This is a genomic window from Labrenzia sp. THAF35, from assembly GCF_009363595.1.
GTDB lineage: Bacteria > Pseudomonadota > Alphaproteobacteria > Rhizobiales > Stappiaceae > Roseibium > Roseibium algicola.
In genome coordinates this window covers 4,826,129-4,842,691 of record NZ_CP045380.1, presented here as the reverse complement: position 1 = coordinate 4,842,691, position 16,563 = coordinate 4,826,129, and the positions used below count along the sequence as shown (strand labels likewise).

Sequence of the window (16,563 nt, the reverse complement as noted above, 5' to 3'; positions counted from 1 at the left end):
TTCTGGCCCGGCAACGCTGCCGGGTCAGCGCAGTCCGAACCCGGAGAAGGGCAGGAAGGACACCAGCTCACCCTTGCGGATCGAGGTCACGTCTTCAGGTATTTCGATAAGACCGTCGGCTTCGCGCAGGCCAGTGATCAGGCCGGAGCCGTCGCGTTGAAATTTATGCGCTGCAAGTGATCCGTCTGGACGAGGCTTCAGATAAGCACGGTAGAACTCTCGGCGGTCCGGCTTTTTCTTGGGAACTTCGAAGGCTGCCGGAACCTGAAAGGCCTGCGGTTCCAGAAAGGCACCTCCGCCAAGAACGCTGAAGACCGGCCGTGCGTAAAGCAGAAAACAGACCATCGCGGCAACCGGGTTTCCCGGCAGTCCGAGAACAACGCAGGATCCGATATTTCCGAACATCATCGGGCGGCCAGGCTTGATAGCAAGCTGCCACATGTGGCGTTTTCCGATCTTGTCCAGAACCTTGAGCATGTGATCTTCCTCGCCGCGGCTTGCTCCGCCGGTGGTCAGGATCACGTCATGGCTGGCTGCTGCCGTCGAAAGCACTTCTTCAAGGGCGTCGGCGTCATCTTTCAGAATGCCCAGATCGTCGATCTCGACAGGCAGCGTTGCGCACAGGCTGCGCAGCAGAAAGTGGTTGGAATCGTAAACGTCTCCGAGCGTGATGAGATCGCCAGGCCGGCGCAGCTCGTCGCCTGTCGACACTAGGGCCACCTTCAGTTTCCGGTAAACGGAAACGTCTGCCTGTCCGGTGGACGCGATTGCCGCGATATCTTGCGGGCGCAAGCGCTGACCGGGGCTCAGCAGCGTCGTTCCCTCCGCCACGTCTTCTCCCGCCTTACGGCGGTTGGCACCCGTTTTCAGGCCTTGCGGCACGATCACGAAGTCCTGCCCATCCTGCTGGTGCGTTTCACAATCTTCCTGCATGGCGACCGTATCCGCACCGGGTGGCATCACCGCTCCAGTAAAGATCCGGGCTGCTGCCCATGGGCCAAGATCGGCGTTGCTCGCGTGCCCTGCAGCTATCCTCTGTTCCAGACGGAAGAAACCTCCGGCTTCCTCGAAATCGGCGTTACGGAAGGCGTAACCGTCAACGGCCGAATTGTCGGCCAGTGGCACATTGCGGGGAGCGGTCACCGTATCTGCAAGGATGCGTTCGGCGGCATCCTGCAGGGGTACGGTTTCGGTCTCGGCAATGCAATGCAGCCGCTGTTTCAAGATCTCCAGCGCCTCGTGGTGGCGCAAGCGGTCCTTGTCGTGCAGGAAGCAGTCATCCAGAAGCTGTTTACCGGTCATGTTGTCGACCTTTTCAGCCCGAGATGGGTCTCGATGAAATTCGCCATGGCGGCAATGTCGTCCAGATGAAACACCGGCAACACCTCGTCCGGCAAATCGTGATCGGTTGCGATGGCCAGAATATTCGGATCGGAAACGGCAAGGGGACCGCGTTCGCTTGCCTCGGTTCTGCGTGCCTCGATCTTCGGATGGGGTTCGCTCTTGTAGCCTTCGATCAGGATCAGGTCGCAGGGAGCAAGCCGCTCCAGAACGTCTTCCAGCGGCGGCTCGTCTTCCTCTTTCAGTTCATGCATCAAGGCCCAGCGGCGTCCGGACACCAGTGCTACTTCCACTGCACCTGCTTCGCGGTGCCGGAAACTGTCCGTGCCCGGCTTGTCGATATCGAAGCCGTGATGCGCATGCTTTACGGTCGAAACCTTCAGGCCCCGCGCGGTGAACTCGGCCACGAGGCTCGCCACGAGTTGTGTCTTGCCGGAATTCTTCCAGCCGGTGATGCCGAATACAGGGGTGGTGGTCATCTGGAATGTAAGCTCAGCGCGTCTCTGACAGTCGAAAGGTCATCAGGTTTGTTGGCATTGAAGAAGGGGTCCAACCCGTTGTCAGGATCCGCATCGAAGGCGACTTCGACACTGTCGTAACAGTCGACAAAGGCAAGCACCTTGCCTGTCTTGCCGGATTGCAGCCAGTCCTCGAGATCCGGCTTCAGGCTGACAGGCCAGAGGCCGAAGACAGGGTGGAGCTTGTCCGCAGAGGAGGCGAGGGCAATGACCGGTCTGTCACCAGGGACTGCGGCACAGAACCGGCTGACAAGGCTGGTAGGGAAAAACGGCGTGTCACCGGCTACCGAAATCACATGGCTGATATCCGGTCGCTCGTTGTGAGCATAAGTCATGCCGGCCAGGACACCTGCCAGCGGTCCTGCGAAATCGCCTACCGGATCAGCGGCAACAGGCAGCTGAAAGCGCGCAAACCGGTCAGGGTCACCATTGGCGTTGAGGATTATGTCGTGCAGCTGTGGTTTCAGACGGTCGAGGATCATATCAAGCATCGTCTTGCCGCCAAGATCCATCAGGCTCTTGTCGCCGCCGCCCATTCTGCGGGATTGGCCGCCGGCAAGCACGCAACCAAGCACCTTGCTGCTCTCAAGGGTCTTCTTGTGTCTGGTCATTCTGCCGGGACGCTCCCTTTTCGGCGGGCCGTATCCGGCTCGTCTTCCACGTCGCTTGCGGACATGTCGAACACGATCCTGTCGTGACCGGACAAGGCAACGAACCGCTTGCCGCGTGCGCGTCCGATCAGCGTAAGGTCGGCCTTGCGTGCGAGTTCGACGCCCCAGGCGGTAAACCCCGAGCGTGACACGAGGATCGGAATGCCCATCATCACGGTCTTGATGACCATTTCGGAGGTCAGTCTGCCAGTGGTATAGAAGATCTTGTCGTGCGCGGGGATGTCGTTCAGGACCATCCAACCTGCGATCTTGTCGACCGCATTGTGGCGGCCGACATCTTCCATGTAGACTAGCGCACGGTCTTCCTGGCACAGAACACAGCCATGGATCGCCCCCGCCTCGAGATAGAGGGAAGGTGTTGTGTTGATGGTTTTGGTCAGCGCATAGAGCCAGGAAGTGTTGAGACGGGCGTCCTCAGCGAGTTGAACGGTATCGAAGCCGTCCATGACATCGCCGAAGACTGTCCCCTGGGCGCAGCCGGAGGTGCGCACCTTCTTCTTCAGCTTTTCCTCGAAATTGGTTTCGCGCTCGGTGCGAACCACCACAACATCCAGATCGTCGTCATGGTCGATGCCGGTGATGACATCGTCCTCGGCCAGCATGTTCTGGTTTTTCAGATAACCGACGGCGAGAAGGTCCGGATGATCGCCAATGGTCATCATGGTGACCACTTCCTGAGAATTCAGGTAGAGGGTCAGGGGTTTTTCCGTCACGACACGCGTTTCGACCGGCTGTCCGTCTTGATCGATACCGGTTACGGACGTCGAAAGACGCGAATCTTCCGGGTCGGGTTGCAGCACATATGAGCCTGACACAGGCAAACGACTCCATTTGCTTCGATTGTCTCAACACTATGGGACGCGATTGCCGCGGGGCAAGGTGTTACTTTGCCGTTTTGGTTCGCGAAAGTGCCATGAAGGCACCGCCGGCCAGCAGTCCCCAGAATGCACCCGAAACACCCAGGAAACTAACCCCGGAAGCCGTCACCATGAAGGTAATGATGGCGCTGTCCCTGTCGGCGGGAGCCTTTGTGGCCTCGCTGATGGAAAAGGCAAAAGCCCCCAGCAGGGCCAATCCCGCAACGGCTTCGATCAGGATAGTCGGCGTGGCCGCGACAAAGGCCATCACCAGCCCTGCGAATAGGCCGAACAGGACATAGACCGCACCTGCGGTCACGGCCGCCCAGTAACGCTTTGCCGGATCCTGGTGCGCATCTTCACCCGCGCACATTGCTGCCGTGATGGCGGCAAGGTTGACCGCATGTCCGCCAAATGGGGCGGACAGCATACTGAAGACGCCGGACAGAGTGAAAAGCGGTCCGCTTTTGGGGTGGTATCCATAGGCGGACAGCACAGCGACACCCGGGATGTTCTGGGACGCCATCGTCACGATGAAGAGCGGCAGCGCGATACTGATCAATGCTTCCAGGGAAAACGAGGGTGCGATCCAGACTGGTTCGGTGATCGGCTGGACGTTGCTCAGGTCGATCGGGCCGCTGCTCGAAAGGCCGATCGCGAATGTCATGACCATGGCAAGGGGAACCGCGAAGAGCCTGAAAAAGCGCAGGGCAATCGCCCAGACGGCAATGATGGCTAGTGCGCTGTAAGGCAGTTCTGCGACGGCTCTTACCGGCGCAAGGCACAGTCCGAACAGGACACCTGCCAGCATCGCGTTGGCAAGTGGTGCCGGAATGGCTGCGACCGCCCGTCCGAAAGGCTTGATCAGGCCCGCGAGTACGATAAGCGCGCCACAAACCAGAAAAGCACCAACGGCTGCCGAAAAGCCTCCTTCGAGCGGGCCGGCTGTCGCAAGGAGCGCGGCACCGGGTGTCGACCACGCGATGCTGACGGGGATCTTCGTGGCGAGGGAGGCAACGATCGCGCAAAGGCCCATGGAAATGGACAGTGCCATCAGGCCGCTGGTTGCTTCGGCTGGGGAAGCGCCGGCTGCTGTCAGCCCTTGAATGACGATAGCGAATGAACTTGCAAAGCCGACAATGGCAGCAAGAAAGCCGGCTGATACCGGCTGAAGGCCGGCGAACCTGCCTGACATGATGCAATCCCCCAGTTAACAAGGGCGCACAATATCGGCATGCTTGGCAATCGGACTAGGACCTTGCGGCCACGAACCGGATAATTTTGCGAAACATGTGATGAGCTGGGGCTCCGCGGCAGAAAACCCGGAGCGGCTCAGATCATCAACATGTCGTTGGTCAGGCGGCCTTCCTGAAGTTCCTGCGCGAAATGTCCGAACGCCCGGTAGGCTTCTTCCCGCGTTACGTCGGCAGGGTGGTCAAGCAGAGGGCGCAGCACGTCATGCTTGGAAGCGGCCAGGCCATCGGTCAGATCCCGGAAGAACATCAGTGAATTCGGGAACAGCCGGAAATCCGCCGGTTCGTGAATGATGCCCTCGATGGCTTCAAGACGCGGATCGTTCATCACGCAATAGACGGTATCAAGCACCGGGCCGGTCAGGCCTTCCAGAACCTGGATGATGTGCTGATCGACCAGCAGAAGCGCACCGGTTACGCCGGCCTTTCTGTTGATCCGCCGAATACGCAGCAACGTCTTGTCGATTTCGTCGGGCAGGGGCAGACGCATCTTGCCCCAGTTGATCTTGCTTCGGTAGCAGGCGCGGTAAAGTTCCATGGCGTGTCCATCCTTTTGCCGATGAAACCAGCCTGCGCTTCAATTCCTCACATTTGCTTAAAATTTGAATCAAATACGAAGAAGAGCTTTTCGTGTTACCGAAGCGTTGCCAAGTCCTCCGCAAAAGTGTGCTTTGCAGCCCGGTGAACAGAACAAGAAAACTGTGCAATACAACGTGCGTACATCTTTGTGTGGATAAGGAGGTCAGGCACCGGCTTCGAGCTTGAAATCGAGACTGGCTCTTACGGCAGGCCACTCGTGAGGAAGAATCGAATAAACCGCCGTATCCCTGAGCGCTCCATTGGGCGAGCGCTGGTGGGATCGCAGAACACCATCCAGTTTGGCACCTAGCCTTTCGATCGCGGCGCGGCTTTGGTGATTCATGAAGTGCGTCCGGAATTCGACCGCGATGCAGTCCAGTTCCTCAAACGCATGTGCCAGCAGCATGCGTTTGCATTCCGTGTTGAGGCGAGTGCGCTGCACGGCCTTGCGATACCAGGTCGAACCGATTTCGACGCGCTTGTTGGCCGCATCGATGTTCATATAGGTCGTCATGCCGACGGCCTTGCCGGTTGGCGTCAACACGGCGAACGGAAGCATCGAGCCGGCTTCCTGAAGCGAGAGCCGTCTTTCAATTTCCGCCCGAACGGCATCCGGCTTCGGGACGCTGGTATACCAAAGCTTCCACAGTTCGCCGTCGGCGGCAGCTTCAGACAGATCGGCGGCGTGGGAAAGGCTCAAGGGCGCAAGTGTGCCGGTACTGCCCTTCAGGGTTACGGGGAGAGGCCAGGCCATCATGTGTCTCCAGTCGAATTGGCAGGTCAGAACGGACGCTCTTCTCCGCTCCATTTGAAGAACTTTCCGGTATCGGTAACAGACAGGGAACCGGCAATCTTCAGAACGCCCCGCGCCACATCCACCGGGTCATTGTCTGCCAACTGGCCGCCCATGTCCGTACGCACCCAGCCCGGATCTATCAGTGCGACCGGAATGCCTTCGGATTCCAGATCGGTCGCCAGCCCCTGCATGACCTTGTTCACTGCCGCCTTGGAGGCACGGTAGGCGAGGGTGTCCGACTTCCGGTATCCCATCCAGGCCATCTGGCTGGAGATAGTCAGGATTCGACTGGATCCCGACCGGCGCAAATGAGGCAGGAAAGCTTGTGAGACCGCCAAAGGTGCAAGGGTGTTGACGGCCAGGGTTTCGGCAAAACCCTCGAAATCCATATCGAGTGCGCTTTGACGTTCCGGAGTGATGATGCCCGCGTTGTTGATCAAAAGGTTCAGCGGGGTGTCGAGGTCGCCGGCGACCGCGCGAACGGCGGCATGGTCTCTCACATCGAAAACCAACGGATGAAAATCTTTGCCGAGCCGTTCCGCTGTCTCGTCAGCCGACTGCTGCGTGCGGACGGAGCCGTAAACGGTCCAACCACTGTCCAGTGCGGCGCGGGCAAGTTCATAACCGATCCCGCGATTGGCTGCGGTGATGAGGCAGGTTGGCATGTCAAATTCCTGAAGCTGGAATGTCTTGGGAAGGACGCTGTATAGAGCCGTAACAAATTAACCGGGCCGTCTGGCTGTTCAACGAAAACATTGTCTCCCTTTAAGGAGGGGTAACAATCGCGAGATCCAGCAGCAACCATGGCCAATTCCATGGTTATGAAAGCTTCTGAAGCTTGCGGCTTTCAACTGCGCAGGGCTTGTGTCGGATTTTCACCCCTTCTATGACTCGCGGTCTGAAACCGGAACGCGCCGTGCTTCATTTTGGCAGGTTGCCTGAATGGAGCGGCGAACTAGAGTTCGCACCGGAAATAGCCGGTTGAACACAGTGGCCGGTGTACGAAACAGGACCGAAAGATGACCGACACCATAAAAAGCGCAGTCATGGAACGACTGAGGCAGATCAAGGGACCAGACCTTGAAGGCGATATCGTCTCGTTGGGCCTTGTCTCGGACGTGTTTGTGTCCGATGGCCGTGTTGTTTTTTCCATCACAGTTCCCGCAGAGCGCGCACAGGAGCTTGAGCCTCTGCGCCAGGCCGCTGAAAAGGTGGTCAAGGAAGTGGATGGCGTCGAAACCGTGATGGTCGCGCTGACTGCCGAACGGGCGGCGGGCGGCGCTCGCAATGCGGCACAACAATCAGCTCCCAAACCAGCCCCCCAACAGCCTCGGCGACCTGCGGAAGAGCAGGCGCCTGCAAAACCGGGTGTGCCGGGCATCAAGCACATTGTCGCGGTTGCGTCCGGCAAGGGCGGTGTTGGCAAATCCACCACCACGGCGAACCTCGCCTTGGCGATGGCCTCCCTCGGCAAGAAGGTCGGCGTCCTGGATGCTGATATCTACGGGCCCTCGGTGCCGCGGCTGTTCAATGTTTCCGGCAGGCCGGAAGCTTTGTCGGGCAGAATGCTCAAGCCAATGGAAGGCTATGGCATCAAGGTGATGTCCATGGGCTTCATGGTGGAAGAGGAAACGCCAATGATCTGGCGTGGACCGATGGTTATTTCCGCGCTTACCCAGATGTTGCGCGAAGTAGCCTGGGGCGAACTTGACGTCCTTGTGGTCGACATGCCACCGGGAACCGGCGACGCCCAGCTCACCATGGCCCAGCAAGTGCCGCTGGCCGGAGCCGTTATCGTGTCGACACCGCAGGACCTTGCCCTGATTGATGCCCGCAAGGGTCTCAACATGTTCAAGCGTGTCGATGTTCCCGTGCTGGGGATTGTCGAGAACATGAGCTACTTCTTGTGCCCCGATTGCGGTGGTCGCCATGATATCTTCGGCCATGGCGGAGCGCGCGCGGAAGCGGACCGGCTGAACGTTCCTTTCCTGGGCGAAGTTCCCTTGACGATGAAGATCCGTGAAACCTCCGATGCCGGAACACCGGTGGTGGTGTCCGATCCGGAAGGCTCGGTCGCAGGCATCTACAAGGACATTGCTACCAAGGTACTCGACAGCATTGATCGGGAGAGCGCGGAACCCACACGAGCCGCCCCCAACATCGTCTTCGATTGATACAGGGCAGGGTCGATCCCTGGGTAATTCCTGATTAGGCGACGAGACAAGTTTTGGCCACGGCGAGAGCTGTGGCCTTTTTTCATCCGGGTTTAGCTGGCTGCAGGACTAGTGGTGTTGATCGCAGATTTATCCGTGAAATGCAGCAGTTTCCACCCGTTGCGAAGGCTCGGGTCAGTCTTGAAAAGTTGAAACAATTTCAAAGCCAATGAGGAGAAACATTAGCGGTTTCTGCCGTCTTTCGATGTTGGGCCTGTAGCAATTCAGGTTTTCACGTCCGGATCACGCGGCCAATATATATTCGAACATGAATATATCGCCCGCGAGGGTGAAAACCAAAAGGTTCCTTCCCGGGCATGCTCACCAGCCGAACTCAGACTTCCAGCACCGATGCCAAACCATCCCTGGCGGTGCTTGTAGCGATTTCATCGGTCAGCCCGCTTGCCATGCAGATATACCTGCCGTCCCTGGCAGGAATGATGGTGGTCTTTTCCGCAACCGCGGGCGAGATTCAGCTGTCGATGTCCGCTTATTTCATCGCGGTTGCGGTTTCCCAGTTGTTCTGGGGGCCTTTGTCGGATCAGTTCGGCCGCCGGCCGGTAATCATTCTCGGCATGGCTTTGTTCGTAATCGGCAGCGTGTTCTGTCTGTTTGCGCAAACAATCGAAGCCTTGATCGCCGCCCGGGTTCTTCAGGCTGCCGGTGGCTGTACGGGAATGGTCCTTGGCCGTGCGATCCTGCGTGATCTCTACAGCCCCAAGCAGGCGGCCAGCATGATCGGCTATGTCACCATGGGCATGGCGGTGATGCCGACAGTGGCACCAGCAATCGGCGGAATTCTGGATCAATACTATGGCTGGCAGGGCGGGTTTGTGCTGCTGCTGATGTTCGGAGTGGCGGTTCTGTGGGCAAGCATTGCGCTTCTGCCTGAAACGCACCTGAACCGAAAAGCGGCTGGTGGGCGGCAGATCCTGAAATCCTATGCGACCCTCTGCCGTGAGCCGCTCTACTGGAGCTACAGTCTGACAGCGGCGTCCAACGCGCTTGCCTACTTCGCCTATCTGGGAGGGGCTCCCTTTATTGCCGCCGATCTCCTGTCCCTGAGTGCGCAGGAAATGGGGTTCTACTTCATGTTCGTGGCGCTCGGTTATATCGCTGGAAACTTCATCTCCGGCCGGTTTGCCGAGCGAGTTGGCCTGTTTCGGATGATACTGTCCGGCACTCTCATCGGCGTTGTCTGCGTGGCGATAATCTCCGGGTTTGCCTATTTCGGAGCGTTGAGCGCACCCAGCCTCTTCCTGCCGATGTTCCTTCTTGGTCTCGGCAATGGGGTTTGCCTGCCAAGTGCCTTGTCCGGTGCTGTCAGTGTACGGCCTGAGTTGACGGGAGCTGCTTCCGGCCTGACGGCGTCACTTCAGGTCGCCATGGGCGCGCTGGCCGGATCCATTGTCGCCTCGCTTTATGCCGATGGCCTGCTGGCCTCCTCGCCCTGGGGCATGATCCTGATGATGGGACTGGGCATCGGGTGCAGCCTGATCGCGACCGTCTGCATCAGGTTCTACACCACGCGCGCCGAGCTTGTTCCGGCAGAATAGTTTTGCCGGTTTTCAAGGTCGCTGAACTTGCTGTTGCCTGGGTAACTGAAGTTTTGGCTGTTTAACCGCCGGTGACGCTCATGTGCCGGGAAACTGCAGGCTGGTTGCGGTTCCGGTCAATCACGAAATCATGCCCTTTTGGCTTCCGCCCGATGGCCTCGTCGATTGCATCGTTCAGAAGGTCGTTGCCTTCCGAAGCGCGCAGAGGCGCGCGAAGATCCGACATGTCTTCCTGACCAAGGCACATGTATAGCTGGCCGGTGCAGGTGACGCGCACCCGGTTGCAGCTTTCACAGAAGTTATGCGTCATCGGCGTGATGAAGCCGAGACGACCACCGGTTTCCTCGATAGTCACATACCGGGCAGGTCCGCCAGTCTTGTAGGGGATGTCCGTCAATGTGAATTGCTCGCCCAGGCGCGCACGCACGGTCGAGAGCGGCAGATACTGGTCCGTGCGGTCGCCGTCGATCTCGCCAAGTGGCATGGTCTCGATCAGGGTCAGGTCGTGACCGTGCTCATGACACCACTCAAGCATCGTCACGATCTCATGCTCGTTGACGTCCTTGAGAGCAACCATGTTGATCTTGATCTGGAGGCCCGCGGCAGTCGCTGCTCGGATTCCGTCCATGACCTTGCCAAGGTCGCCCCAGCGGGTGACTGCCTTGAATTTCTGCGGATCGAGCGTATCGATCGACACATTGATCCGGCGCACGCCGCAATCGTAAAGTTCCTGCGCGTAGCGGGCGAGCTGCGAGCCGTTTGTGGTCAGTGTCAACTCTTCCAGAGCGCCACTGTCCAGATGCCGGCCAAGGCTGCGGATAAGGCTCATGATATTCTTGCGGACCAGCGGCTCACCGCCGGTCAGGCGCAGTTTGCGGACGCCTTTTTCGATGAAGGCAGTGCACAGGCGGTCGAGCTCTTCAAGGCTGAGCACTTCGCGTTTGGGCAGGAAGGTCATGTCTTCCGCCATGCAATACACGCAACGGAAATCGCAACGATCGGTCACGGAGACGCGAAGGTAGGTGACGGCGCGGCCGAACGGGTCGATCATCGGACCATGTGATTCCGCTTTTCCGATTGCCGCTTGTGCCGGGACCACAATCTTGCCGTCTGTCACGTTTCGCTCTCCCTCGATTTTTATCTTATCCAGATCATATGGCGTCGATGTGGGCAAGATCAATTGAAACCGGACTGCAAATGTCCGGTTTACGGCATCAGGTAAACTCGTGAGTGTACTCTTGTCAAATCAATTGGAAAGATGCCGGAATTCACTCGCCTGCGCGACCAGGAACATGCATCGAAGCGCCCACTGACGAGTGCTTGGTCCGGTCACAATCCTAGGAGATCCACTTTACTTGCCGCTCGCCCGGTATTGGAGCCAAAAAATCCGGCACACCATTGATCCGATTGTGTTTTGCGGCGTATCTGAGCTGTAGCAAGCGGCAGGAGCAGCATGACAACACTTGTTTGGTTTCGACAGGATTTGCGCATTAAAGACAATCCGGCCCTGTTCGAGGCGGCCCGCAAGGGACGTGTCCTTCCGGTCTTCATCCTTGAACCATCAGAGCAGGCCGGTGAAACGCACCCGCTTGGCGGGGCAAGCCTCTGGTGGCTGCATCACAGCCTGGCGTCCTTGAAGGCGGATCTGCCGGGTCTGATCTTCCTGCGGGGGAGCGCGAGACACCTGATCCCACAGCTTGCAAAGGAAGTCGAGGCCGAGGCCGTCTTCTGGAATCGATGCTACGAACCACATGCAATCGAGCGGGACACCGATCTCAAGAAGGTGCTGAAAGAAGACGGGTTTGAAGTCAAAAGCTTCAAGGCGTCCCTCTTGTTCGAACCCTGGGAACTGGAGACCAAATCAGGCGGCCCCTTCAAGGTGTATTCGCCGTTCTGGAAGGCTGCTCAGCAAAAGACCATCGATGACGCCTTGCCAGCACCGGAGAAGCTGGAATTTGCGGACTACGATGGCGGTGAAAAGCTTGAGAGCTTTGACCTCTTGCCCACGAAACCGAACTGGGCAAAGGGATGGGAGGATTGCTGGCAGCCCGGTGAAGCTGGCGCTGCGGAGCGGCTGGAAGGCTTCTTCGAGGAAGGCTTGAAGGGCTATGGCACATTGCGCAATCGCCCTGATCTTCCGAACGTGTCGCGTTTGTCGCCGCATCTCCACTTCGGCGAAATCTCACCCCGACAGATCTGGCATGCAACGCAGAAGGTAATGGACCGGAAATCGTCGGTTGCCGGTGACGGTATGAAATTCCTGTCCGAGATTGCCTGGCGGGAATTTGCGTACCACTTGCTCTACCATTTTCCGAAATTGCCGTCGGACAACTGGCGTTCAACGTTCGATGCCTATCCCTGGCAGGAGCCGGGCGACGAGTTGGAGAAGTGGCAGAAAGGACAAACGGGATATCCGATTGTCGACGCCGGCATGCGCGAACTCTGGCAAACCGGATACATGCACAACCGGGTGCGCATGATCGTGGCGAGTTTCCTGATCAAGCATCTGCGTATTCATTGGCACCATGGCGAGGCCTGGTTCCGGGACACGCTGGTGGATGCGGACCTTGCCAACAATTCCGCAAGCTGGCAGTGGGTCGCTGGATCAGGTGCTGATGCTGCTCCCTATTTTCGGGTTTTCAACCCGATTACCCAGGGAGAAAAATTCGATCCGGAAGGTGTGTACATCCGCAAATGGGTTCCAGAGCTGCGCGATCTGGACACGCACTATCTCTTTGCACCGTTTGATGCCCCGGCCGAAACCCTGAAAAAGGCTGGTATCGCGCTTGGCGAGACCTATCCGAAACCGCTGGTCGACCATGCCAAGGCACGCAAGGCAGCGCTCGACGGCTATGAAGCGGTGAAGCAGGCGGGACAAGACGCCGCTTGACGGTGCCCGTGCTACCGGTATCGTCCGCGCGCAAGTCCCGGCGACATGTGCCGGGTGGAATCAAAGGACCCGGAGATGACCGACCCGACTGCTCCCTGGCCGACGGAACTACGCGTATCGAAAGACAAGAAGAGCCTGACTGTTGCTTTCAACACGGGTGAGCGGCACGAATTGTCTGCCGAATATCTCCGGGTGTGTTCACCTTCGGCGGAAGTGAAGGGCCACAATCCATCCCAGAAGCAGACCGTGCCCGGCAAACGCAACGTCGAGATCATGAAGATCGAACCTGTCGGCAACTATGCTGTCCGTATCCATTTTGACGACATGCATAACTCCGGAATTTTTACCTGGACGTATTTCCTCGAGTTAGGCAGAGATCCGGAAGCACACTGGGGTGTCTACCTGCAGGAACTGGCGGACAAGGGCCTGACACGGGATCGTTGACTGAGAGCAGGCCGGGCTGGCTGAAGCCAGCTGGAATCAGCTATAAAGGGAGTGGCTCGACCCAAGCCATCCCCCTCCATCAGGAGCAGCAGCCGAACTGCAGGGTCGTTTCATACTGGCAACCAGACGATCGTGCGTTCGCATATGGAGGGACTGCGGCTGATGCACGCGATCTGGAGGTCGCACCATGAAACTCACTGCACCCGTTTTCCGCCTGAAGCGTGAAGCCCGATCACTTGCCCGCAGCAAATCCATCGCGTTGAGCCGCGCATTGGACGCAATTGCTGTTCGCGAAGGTTTCAGAAGCTGGAGCCATCTCGCGTCTGCTGTGCGCGACCAAGGCCCATCGGTCAGGCTTTTGTCAGCGCTTGAACCCGGCGATATGGTCATCCTTGGGGCGCGGCCCGGACACGGCAAAACAGTGCTGGGGCTCGAGTTGCTTGCAGAAGCGGCCCAGGCCGGTCGAACGTCCGTGTTCTTTTCGTCAGAATGTTCTTATCGCGATGTTCGTATGAAGCTATCCGCCAGCGGATACCGCGATCCGGAAAAATCGGGAGCGTTCCGGATTAGGCTTTCCGACAACGTCTGCGCCGAGAAGATTGAAGAGACGCTGGCTGATGCTGTGCCGGGCTCCATTGCCGTCATCGATTATCTTCAGGTCATGGACCAGCATCGCTCGCAACCTCCGCTCGGTGCGCAGATCGAGGAGCTGAGACAATTTGCAAACAAGCAGCGTATCACGCTCGTCTTCCTGTCGCAGGTCCACAGAAGCTTTGATCCCGAGATCCGGTCACTGCCTGGGTTCTCCGATATCCGCACGACCAATCCTGTCGATCTATCGCACTTCGACAAGGGCTGTTTCCTGCACGACGGCGAGATGATGCTGTCCGGACATTGAGTTGCCCTGCCGGTCTTTTAGATAACCGGCCGGTGTCCTGCTGAACGCAGGGCACCGGTTGCTTGAACGTCTTGAAACGTTCCGGGCTTTCGCGGGCTTGTGGGTTGTGGATGTTTAAAGTCCGAGTTCACTCAGGCCAGGATGGTCTGCCGGGCGCGGGCCCTGAGGCCAGTGCATCTTGCGATCATTCGCGGAAATGGCGAGATCATTGATGCTGGCAAATCGGCGATGCATCAGTCCATTGGGAGCGAACTCCCAATTCTCGTTGCCGTAGGAGCGGTACCATTGTCCGGCCGCATCGTGCCATTCGTAGGCAAAGCGAACAGCAATCCGGTTGCCGGCAAAGGTCCACAGTTCCTTGATCAGGCGGTACTCCTGTTCCCTCTGCCATTTGCTGGTGAGGAATTCCACCACTTGCTCCCGACCGACCGGAAAGTCCGACCGGTTCCGCCAAATGGTGTCCGGTGTATAGGCTAGCGAGACCTTCTCCGGGTTCCGGCTGTTCCAGCCGTCTTCCGCAGCACGCACCTTCTGGCGGGCGGTCTCAAGGGTAAAAGGCGGCAGCGGGGGGCGCTGTTCTGTCATCGCGCTAGCTCCAGAGTCTGAATTTGAGGAGACGAGGCCAACCCCGCATGAAGGCGGGCGTCCAGCGGCTGGGGGGCCGGGGTCAAGGCTGATGTGATCACAAGTACCCCGGCAACAAGTGCGCCGAAGAGATAGAAGCCGCGCGGATATGCAGGTCTTGGTGAGAACATGGGTTTGCCTCGCAGTGTTAAACAGATAAATGTGTACCGATCTGTTCAGTTACGAGTTATATATGTACCGATCTGTACATGATGGCAAGGCGCTAACTTCGTGTCTGAGATCATTAAAACGTGAGGAGGTCGTGTTTCGGCTGTTTGGGTAGCACCTATTTTGGGTATCTTGAACGATCGCTGATGTTTGACTATTTACAAGTCAGTACAGAAAGGAAGCTCATGCGACCAAGCAAACGCGATGAACTGGTACGCAAGTCTCTGGCTGTCTTTTACAGAGACGGATTCCATGCGACCGGCATGGATACGCTTGTTGCTGAAACAGGCATCTCCAAGACGACGATGTTCAAGCATTTCAGAACCAAGGATGATCTGATCCTGGCGGTGTTGAGATACCGGGACGAGACTTTCCGGAACTGGTTCCTGCGCAGGTTGGATGAACGCGATCTTTCGCCAAGGCAAAAGCTTCTCGCAGTTTTTGATATTCTGAAAGAGTGGTTCGAAGAACCCGGTTTCAAGGGATGTATGTTCATCAAGGCATCGGCTGAGTTTCAGGACCCCGTACACCCTGCATATGCCCAGTCCACCGAACACAAGCGCCTGCTTCTGTCGGCACTCAGGAGTCTTGCGGAAAAGGCGGGGGCTCGCGAGGCGGATCTGCTGGCACGACAGATCCTCCTTCTCAAGGAGGGGGCAATCGTAGCCGCTCAGATGGGGTTCGACCCGGATCCGTCAGGTGTGGCAAAGAACGCGGCAGCGGTGCTGATCGATGCCCACATCCAGGAAAATTGATCAAGCTGGGATTTAGAAGTGAGCATCAAATAAAAAAGCCGGGCAGGGCCCGGCTTTATTTCTTGATAATTGGTGCCGCAGTTTAGCGCTTCACGATGACCTTCGAACCAACAGTCACGCTGTTGTAGAGGTGGATCACGTCTTCATTTGCCAGACGGATACAGCCGGAAGAGACAGCCGAACCGATGGTCCACGGCTCAGTCGTGCCGTGAATGCGATAAAGGGTCGAGCCGATGTACATCGCGCGAGCACCCATCGGGTTGTTCGGTCCACCAGGCATGTAAGCCGGAAGGATACGGCCTTTCGCACGTTCACGAGCACGCATCTGTGCAGGCGGGGTCCAGCTCGGCCATTCAGCCTTGCGGGTGATGCGGTGCGTGCCGGCCCACTGGAAGCCATCCTTGCCAACGCCGACGCCGTACTTCATGGCCTTGCCACCAGGCAGGACATGATAAAGACGGCGCTCGGAGGTATCGATGACGATCGTGCCTGCAGGGTACGGGCCATCATATTTCACGCGCTTGCGTTTGACCGGGGACGGGCCGCCCGGGTGATATTTCGGAGTGACCCAGGTGTTCGTGCTGTGGTCAAAGTAGCCATATCGCGGAGCTGCCTGAGCGGTCAGCGCAAAAGCGCCCGCCAGAACCGCAACCATTACAAATAAAAGTTTCTTCATTCCGATCCCCCATCAGCATCGGGCTGGTGCCTCAACGATGCGATTCTCAATCAAAGTGACGTTACGAAAATGTCCTTGCCGCACTCTTAATTATTATGTCGCAAAACGGCGTTCGGGAAAATCTCACGTTGATGTGACCACCGACCATGTCCTGCGTCTGTGCTGAAATTGCAACGGATTTTTCGTGAAAAACGTGATGAAGACGCGTTCGCTCGCTGAAATTGTGGAATTTGCCCGCCTTGGCATAAATCGTCAGCTATCTTTGATCCGGATTGGGCGATTCCGCGCCTGATGCCGAATCGTATGACCGCGATCCAAATCGCG

General features: G+C 57.8%; 17 protein-coding genes. 6 read left to right on the top strand and 11 right to left on the bottom strand.

What is annotated here, in order from left to right; genetic code table 11:
* Positions 1–24: 24 nt before the first annotated feature.
* The 8 genes from glp to FIU93_RS22130 all read right to left on the bottom strand — a co-directional run bounded on the left by glp (position 25) and on the right by FIU93_RS22130 (position 6,680).
* Positions 25–1,302, bottom strand: a complete 1,278-nt coding sequence (glp, locus tag FIU93_RS22165) for a gephyrin-like molybdotransferase Glp (RefSeq protein WP_022999472.1) — start codon at positions 1,300–1,302, stop codon at positions 25–27.
* A complete protein-coding gene (gene mobB, locus FIU93_RS22160) occupies positions 1,299–1,820 on the bottom strand; it encodes a molybdopterin-guanine dinucleotide biosynthesis protein B (protein WP_022999471.1) in 522 nt (173 codons plus the stop codon). Before mobB ends, glp begins: the two co-directional genes overlap by 4 nt.
* The gene (gene mobA, locus FIU93_RS22155; RefSeq protein WP_152506766.1) at positions 1,817–2,470 is read right to left on the bottom strand and encodes a molybdenum cofactor guanylyltransferase MobA; all 654 of its coding nucleotides are present in this window, start codon (positions 2,468–2,470) and stop codon (positions 1,817–1,819) included. The genes mobB and mobA overlap by 4 nt, the downstream gene beginning before the upstream one ends.
* Positions 2,467–3,345: a formate dehydrogenase accessory sulfurtransferase FdhD gene (gene fdhD, locus FIU93_RS22150; RefSeq protein ID WP_152506765.1), complete on the bottom strand. Its 879-nt coding sequence runs from the start codon at positions 3,343–3,345 to the stop codon at positions 2,467–2,469. Before fdhD ends, mobA begins: the two co-directional genes overlap by 4 nt.
* A 67-nt stretch (positions 3,346–3,412) precedes the next feature.
* A complete protein-coding gene (locus FIU93_RS22145) occupies positions 3,413–4,582 on the bottom strand; it encodes a benzoate/H(+) symporter BenE family transporter (RefSeq protein ID WP_152506764.1) in 1,170 nt (389 codons plus the stop codon).
* Between the two features lie 137 nt (positions 4,583–4,719).
* Positions 4,720–5,178, bottom strand: coding sequence for a BLUF domain-containing protein (locus tag FIU93_RS22140; protein WP_152506763.1), 459 nt, complete (start codon positions 5,176–5,178; stop codon positions 4,720–4,722).
* 204 nt (positions 5,179–5,382) lie between these two features.
* Complete coding sequence (locus tag FIU93_RS22135; protein ID WP_209009519.1) at positions 5,383–5,973, bottom strand: GNAT family protein; 591 nt, start codon at positions 5,971–5,973, stop codon at positions 5,383–5,385.
* Between the two features lie 26 nt (positions 5,974–5,999).
* Positions 6,000–6,680, bottom strand: coding sequence for an SDR family oxidoreductase (locus tag FIU93_RS22130; RefSeq protein WP_152506761.1), 681 nt, complete (start codon positions 6,678–6,680; stop codon positions 6,000–6,002).
* A 354-nt stretch (positions 6,681–7,034) separates the two neighbouring features.
* Here FIU93_RS22130 and FIU93_RS22125 point away from each other — a divergent pair, with 354 nt between their 5' ends.
* Together FIU93_RS22125 and FIU93_RS22120 are read left to right on the top strand one after the other, a co-directional pair.
* Positions 7,035–8,189, top strand: a complete 1,155-nt coding sequence (locus tag FIU93_RS22125) for an Mrp/NBP35 family ATP-binding protein (RefSeq protein ID WP_152506760.1) — start codon at positions 7,035–7,037, stop codon at positions 8,187–8,189.
* A gap of 356 nt (positions 8,190–8,545) precedes the next feature.
* Complete coding sequence (locus FIU93_RS22120) at positions 8,546–9,784, top strand: multidrug effflux MFS transporter (RefSeq protein ID WP_152506759.1); 1,239 nt, start codon at positions 8,546–8,548, stop codon at positions 9,782–9,784.
* A 61-nt stretch (positions 9,785–9,845) separates the two neighbouring features.
* Here the strand turns inward: FIU93_RS22120 and moaA are convergent, their stop codons facing one another.
* Positions 9,846–10,835: a GTP 3',8-cyclase MoaA gene (gene moaA / locus FIU93_RS22115; RefSeq protein ID WP_031268810.1), complete on the bottom strand. Its 990-nt coding sequence runs from the start codon at positions 10,833–10,835 to the stop codon at positions 9,846–9,848.
* Positions 10,836–11,237: 402 nt separating this feature from the next.
* Between moaA and FIU93_RS22110 the strand changes: the two genes are divergently transcribed.
* From FIU93_RS22110 to FIU93_RS22100, 3 genes are all read left to right on the top strand, one after another.
* Positions 11,238–12,674 (top strand): deoxyribodipyrimidine photo-lyase, encoded by a 1,437-nt coding sequence (locus FIU93_RS22110; protein ID WP_152506758.1) that lies wholly within the window; start codon positions 11,238–11,240, stop codon positions 12,672–12,674.
* A gap of 75 nt (positions 12,675–12,749) precedes the next feature.
* Complete coding sequence (locus FIU93_RS22105) at positions 12,750–13,118, top strand: DUF971 domain-containing protein (RefSeq protein WP_055656473.1); 369 nt, start codon at positions 12,750–12,752, stop codon at positions 13,116–13,118.
* A gap of 187 nt (positions 13,119–13,305) precedes the next feature.
* A complete protein-coding gene (locus FIU93_RS22100) occupies positions 13,306–14,016 on the top strand; it encodes a DNA helicase (RefSeq protein WP_152506757.1) in 711 nt (236 codons plus the stop codon).
* 114 nt (positions 14,017–14,130) lie between these two features.
* Here the strand turns inward: FIU93_RS22100 and FIU93_RS22095 are convergent, their stop codons facing one another.
* Positions 14,131–14,601, bottom strand: coding sequence for a nuclear transport factor 2 family protein (locus FIU93_RS22095; protein ID WP_022999458.1), 471 nt, complete (start codon positions 14,599–14,601; stop codon positions 14,131–14,133).
* A gap of 392 nt (positions 14,602–14,993) precedes the next feature.
* On the opposite strand from FIU93_RS22095, the gene FIU93_RS22090 reads away from it, so the two are divergent.
* Complete coding sequence (locus FIU93_RS22090; protein ID WP_152506756.1) at positions 14,994–15,563, top strand: TetR/AcrR family transcriptional regulator; 570 nt, start codon at positions 14,994–14,996, stop codon at positions 15,561–15,563.
* A gap of 82 nt (positions 15,564–15,645) precedes the next feature.
* Here the strand turns inward: FIU93_RS22090 and FIU93_RS22085 are convergent, their stop codons facing one another.
* Positions 15,646–16,239: a L,D-transpeptidase gene (locus FIU93_RS22085; RefSeq protein WP_031268808.1), complete on the bottom strand. Its 594-nt coding sequence runs from the start codon at positions 16,237–16,239 to the stop codon at positions 15,646–15,648.
* Positions 16,240–16,563: the final 324 nt, after the last annotated feature.

Bases quoted from the DNA above. Each gene is read 5' to 3' on its own strand.
- FIU93_RS22145 (WP_152506764.1), bottom strand. From the start codon at position 4,582: ATGTCAGGCAGGTTCGCCGGCCTTCAGCCGGTATCAGCCGGCTTTCTT.
- FIU93_RS22130 (WP_152506761.1), bottom strand. From the start codon at position 6,680: ATGCCAACCTGCCTCATCACCGCAGCCAATCGCGGGATCGGTTATGAA.
- FIU93_RS22095 (WP_022999458.1), bottom strand. From the start codon at position 14,601: ATGACAGAACAGCGCCCCCCGCTGCCGCCTTTTACCCTTGAGACCGCC.
- mobB (WP_022999471.1), bottom strand. From the start codon at position 1,820: ATGACCACCACCCCTGTATTCGGCATCACCGGCTGGAAGAATTCCGGC.
- FIU93_RS22125 (WP_152506760.1), top strand. From the start codon at position 7,035: ATGACCGACACCATAAAAAGCGCAGTCATGGAACGACTGAGGCAGATC.
- mobA (WP_152506766.1), bottom strand. From the start codon at position 2,470: ATGACCAGACACAAGAAGACCCTTGAGAGCAGCAAGGTGCTTGGTTGC.
- FIU93_RS22085 (WP_031268808.1), bottom strand. From the start codon at position 16,239: ATGAAGAAACTTTTATTTGTAATGGTTGCGGTTCTGGCGGGCGCTTTT.
- glp (WP_022999472.1), bottom strand. From the start codon at position 1,302: ATGACCGGTAAACAGCTTCTGGATGACTGCTTCCTGCACGACAAGGAC.
- moaA (WP_031268810.1), bottom strand. From the start codon at position 10,835: ATGATCGACCCGTTCGGCCGCGCCGTCACCTACCTTCGCGTCTCCGTG.
- FIU93_RS22090 (WP_152506756.1), top strand. From the start codon at position 14,994: ATGCGACCAAGCAAACGCGATGAACTGGTACGCAAGTCTCTGGCTGTC.
- FIU93_RS22140 (WP_152506763.1), bottom strand. From the start codon at position 5,178: ATGGAACTTTACCGCGCCTGCTACCGAAGCAAGATCAACTGGGGCAAG.
- FIU93_RS22135 (WP_209009519.1), bottom strand. From the start codon at position 5,973: ATGGCCTGGCCTCTCCCCGTAACCCTGAAGGGCAGTACCGGCACACTT.
- FIU93_RS22120 (WP_152506759.1), top strand. From the start codon at position 8,546: ATGCTCACCAGCCGAACTCAGACTTCCAGCACCGATGCCAAACCATCC.
- FIU93_RS22110 (WP_152506758.1), top strand. From the start codon at position 11,238: ATGACAACACTTGTTTGGTTTCGACAGGATTTGCGCATTAAAGACAAT.
- FIU93_RS22100 (WP_152506757.1), top strand. From the start codon at position 13,306: ATGAAACTCACTGCACCCGTTTTCCGCCTGAAGCGTGAAGCCCGATCA.
- FIU93_RS22105 (WP_055656473.1), top strand. From the start codon at position 12,750: ATGACCGACCCGACTGCTCCCTGGCCGACGGAACTACGCGTATCGAAA.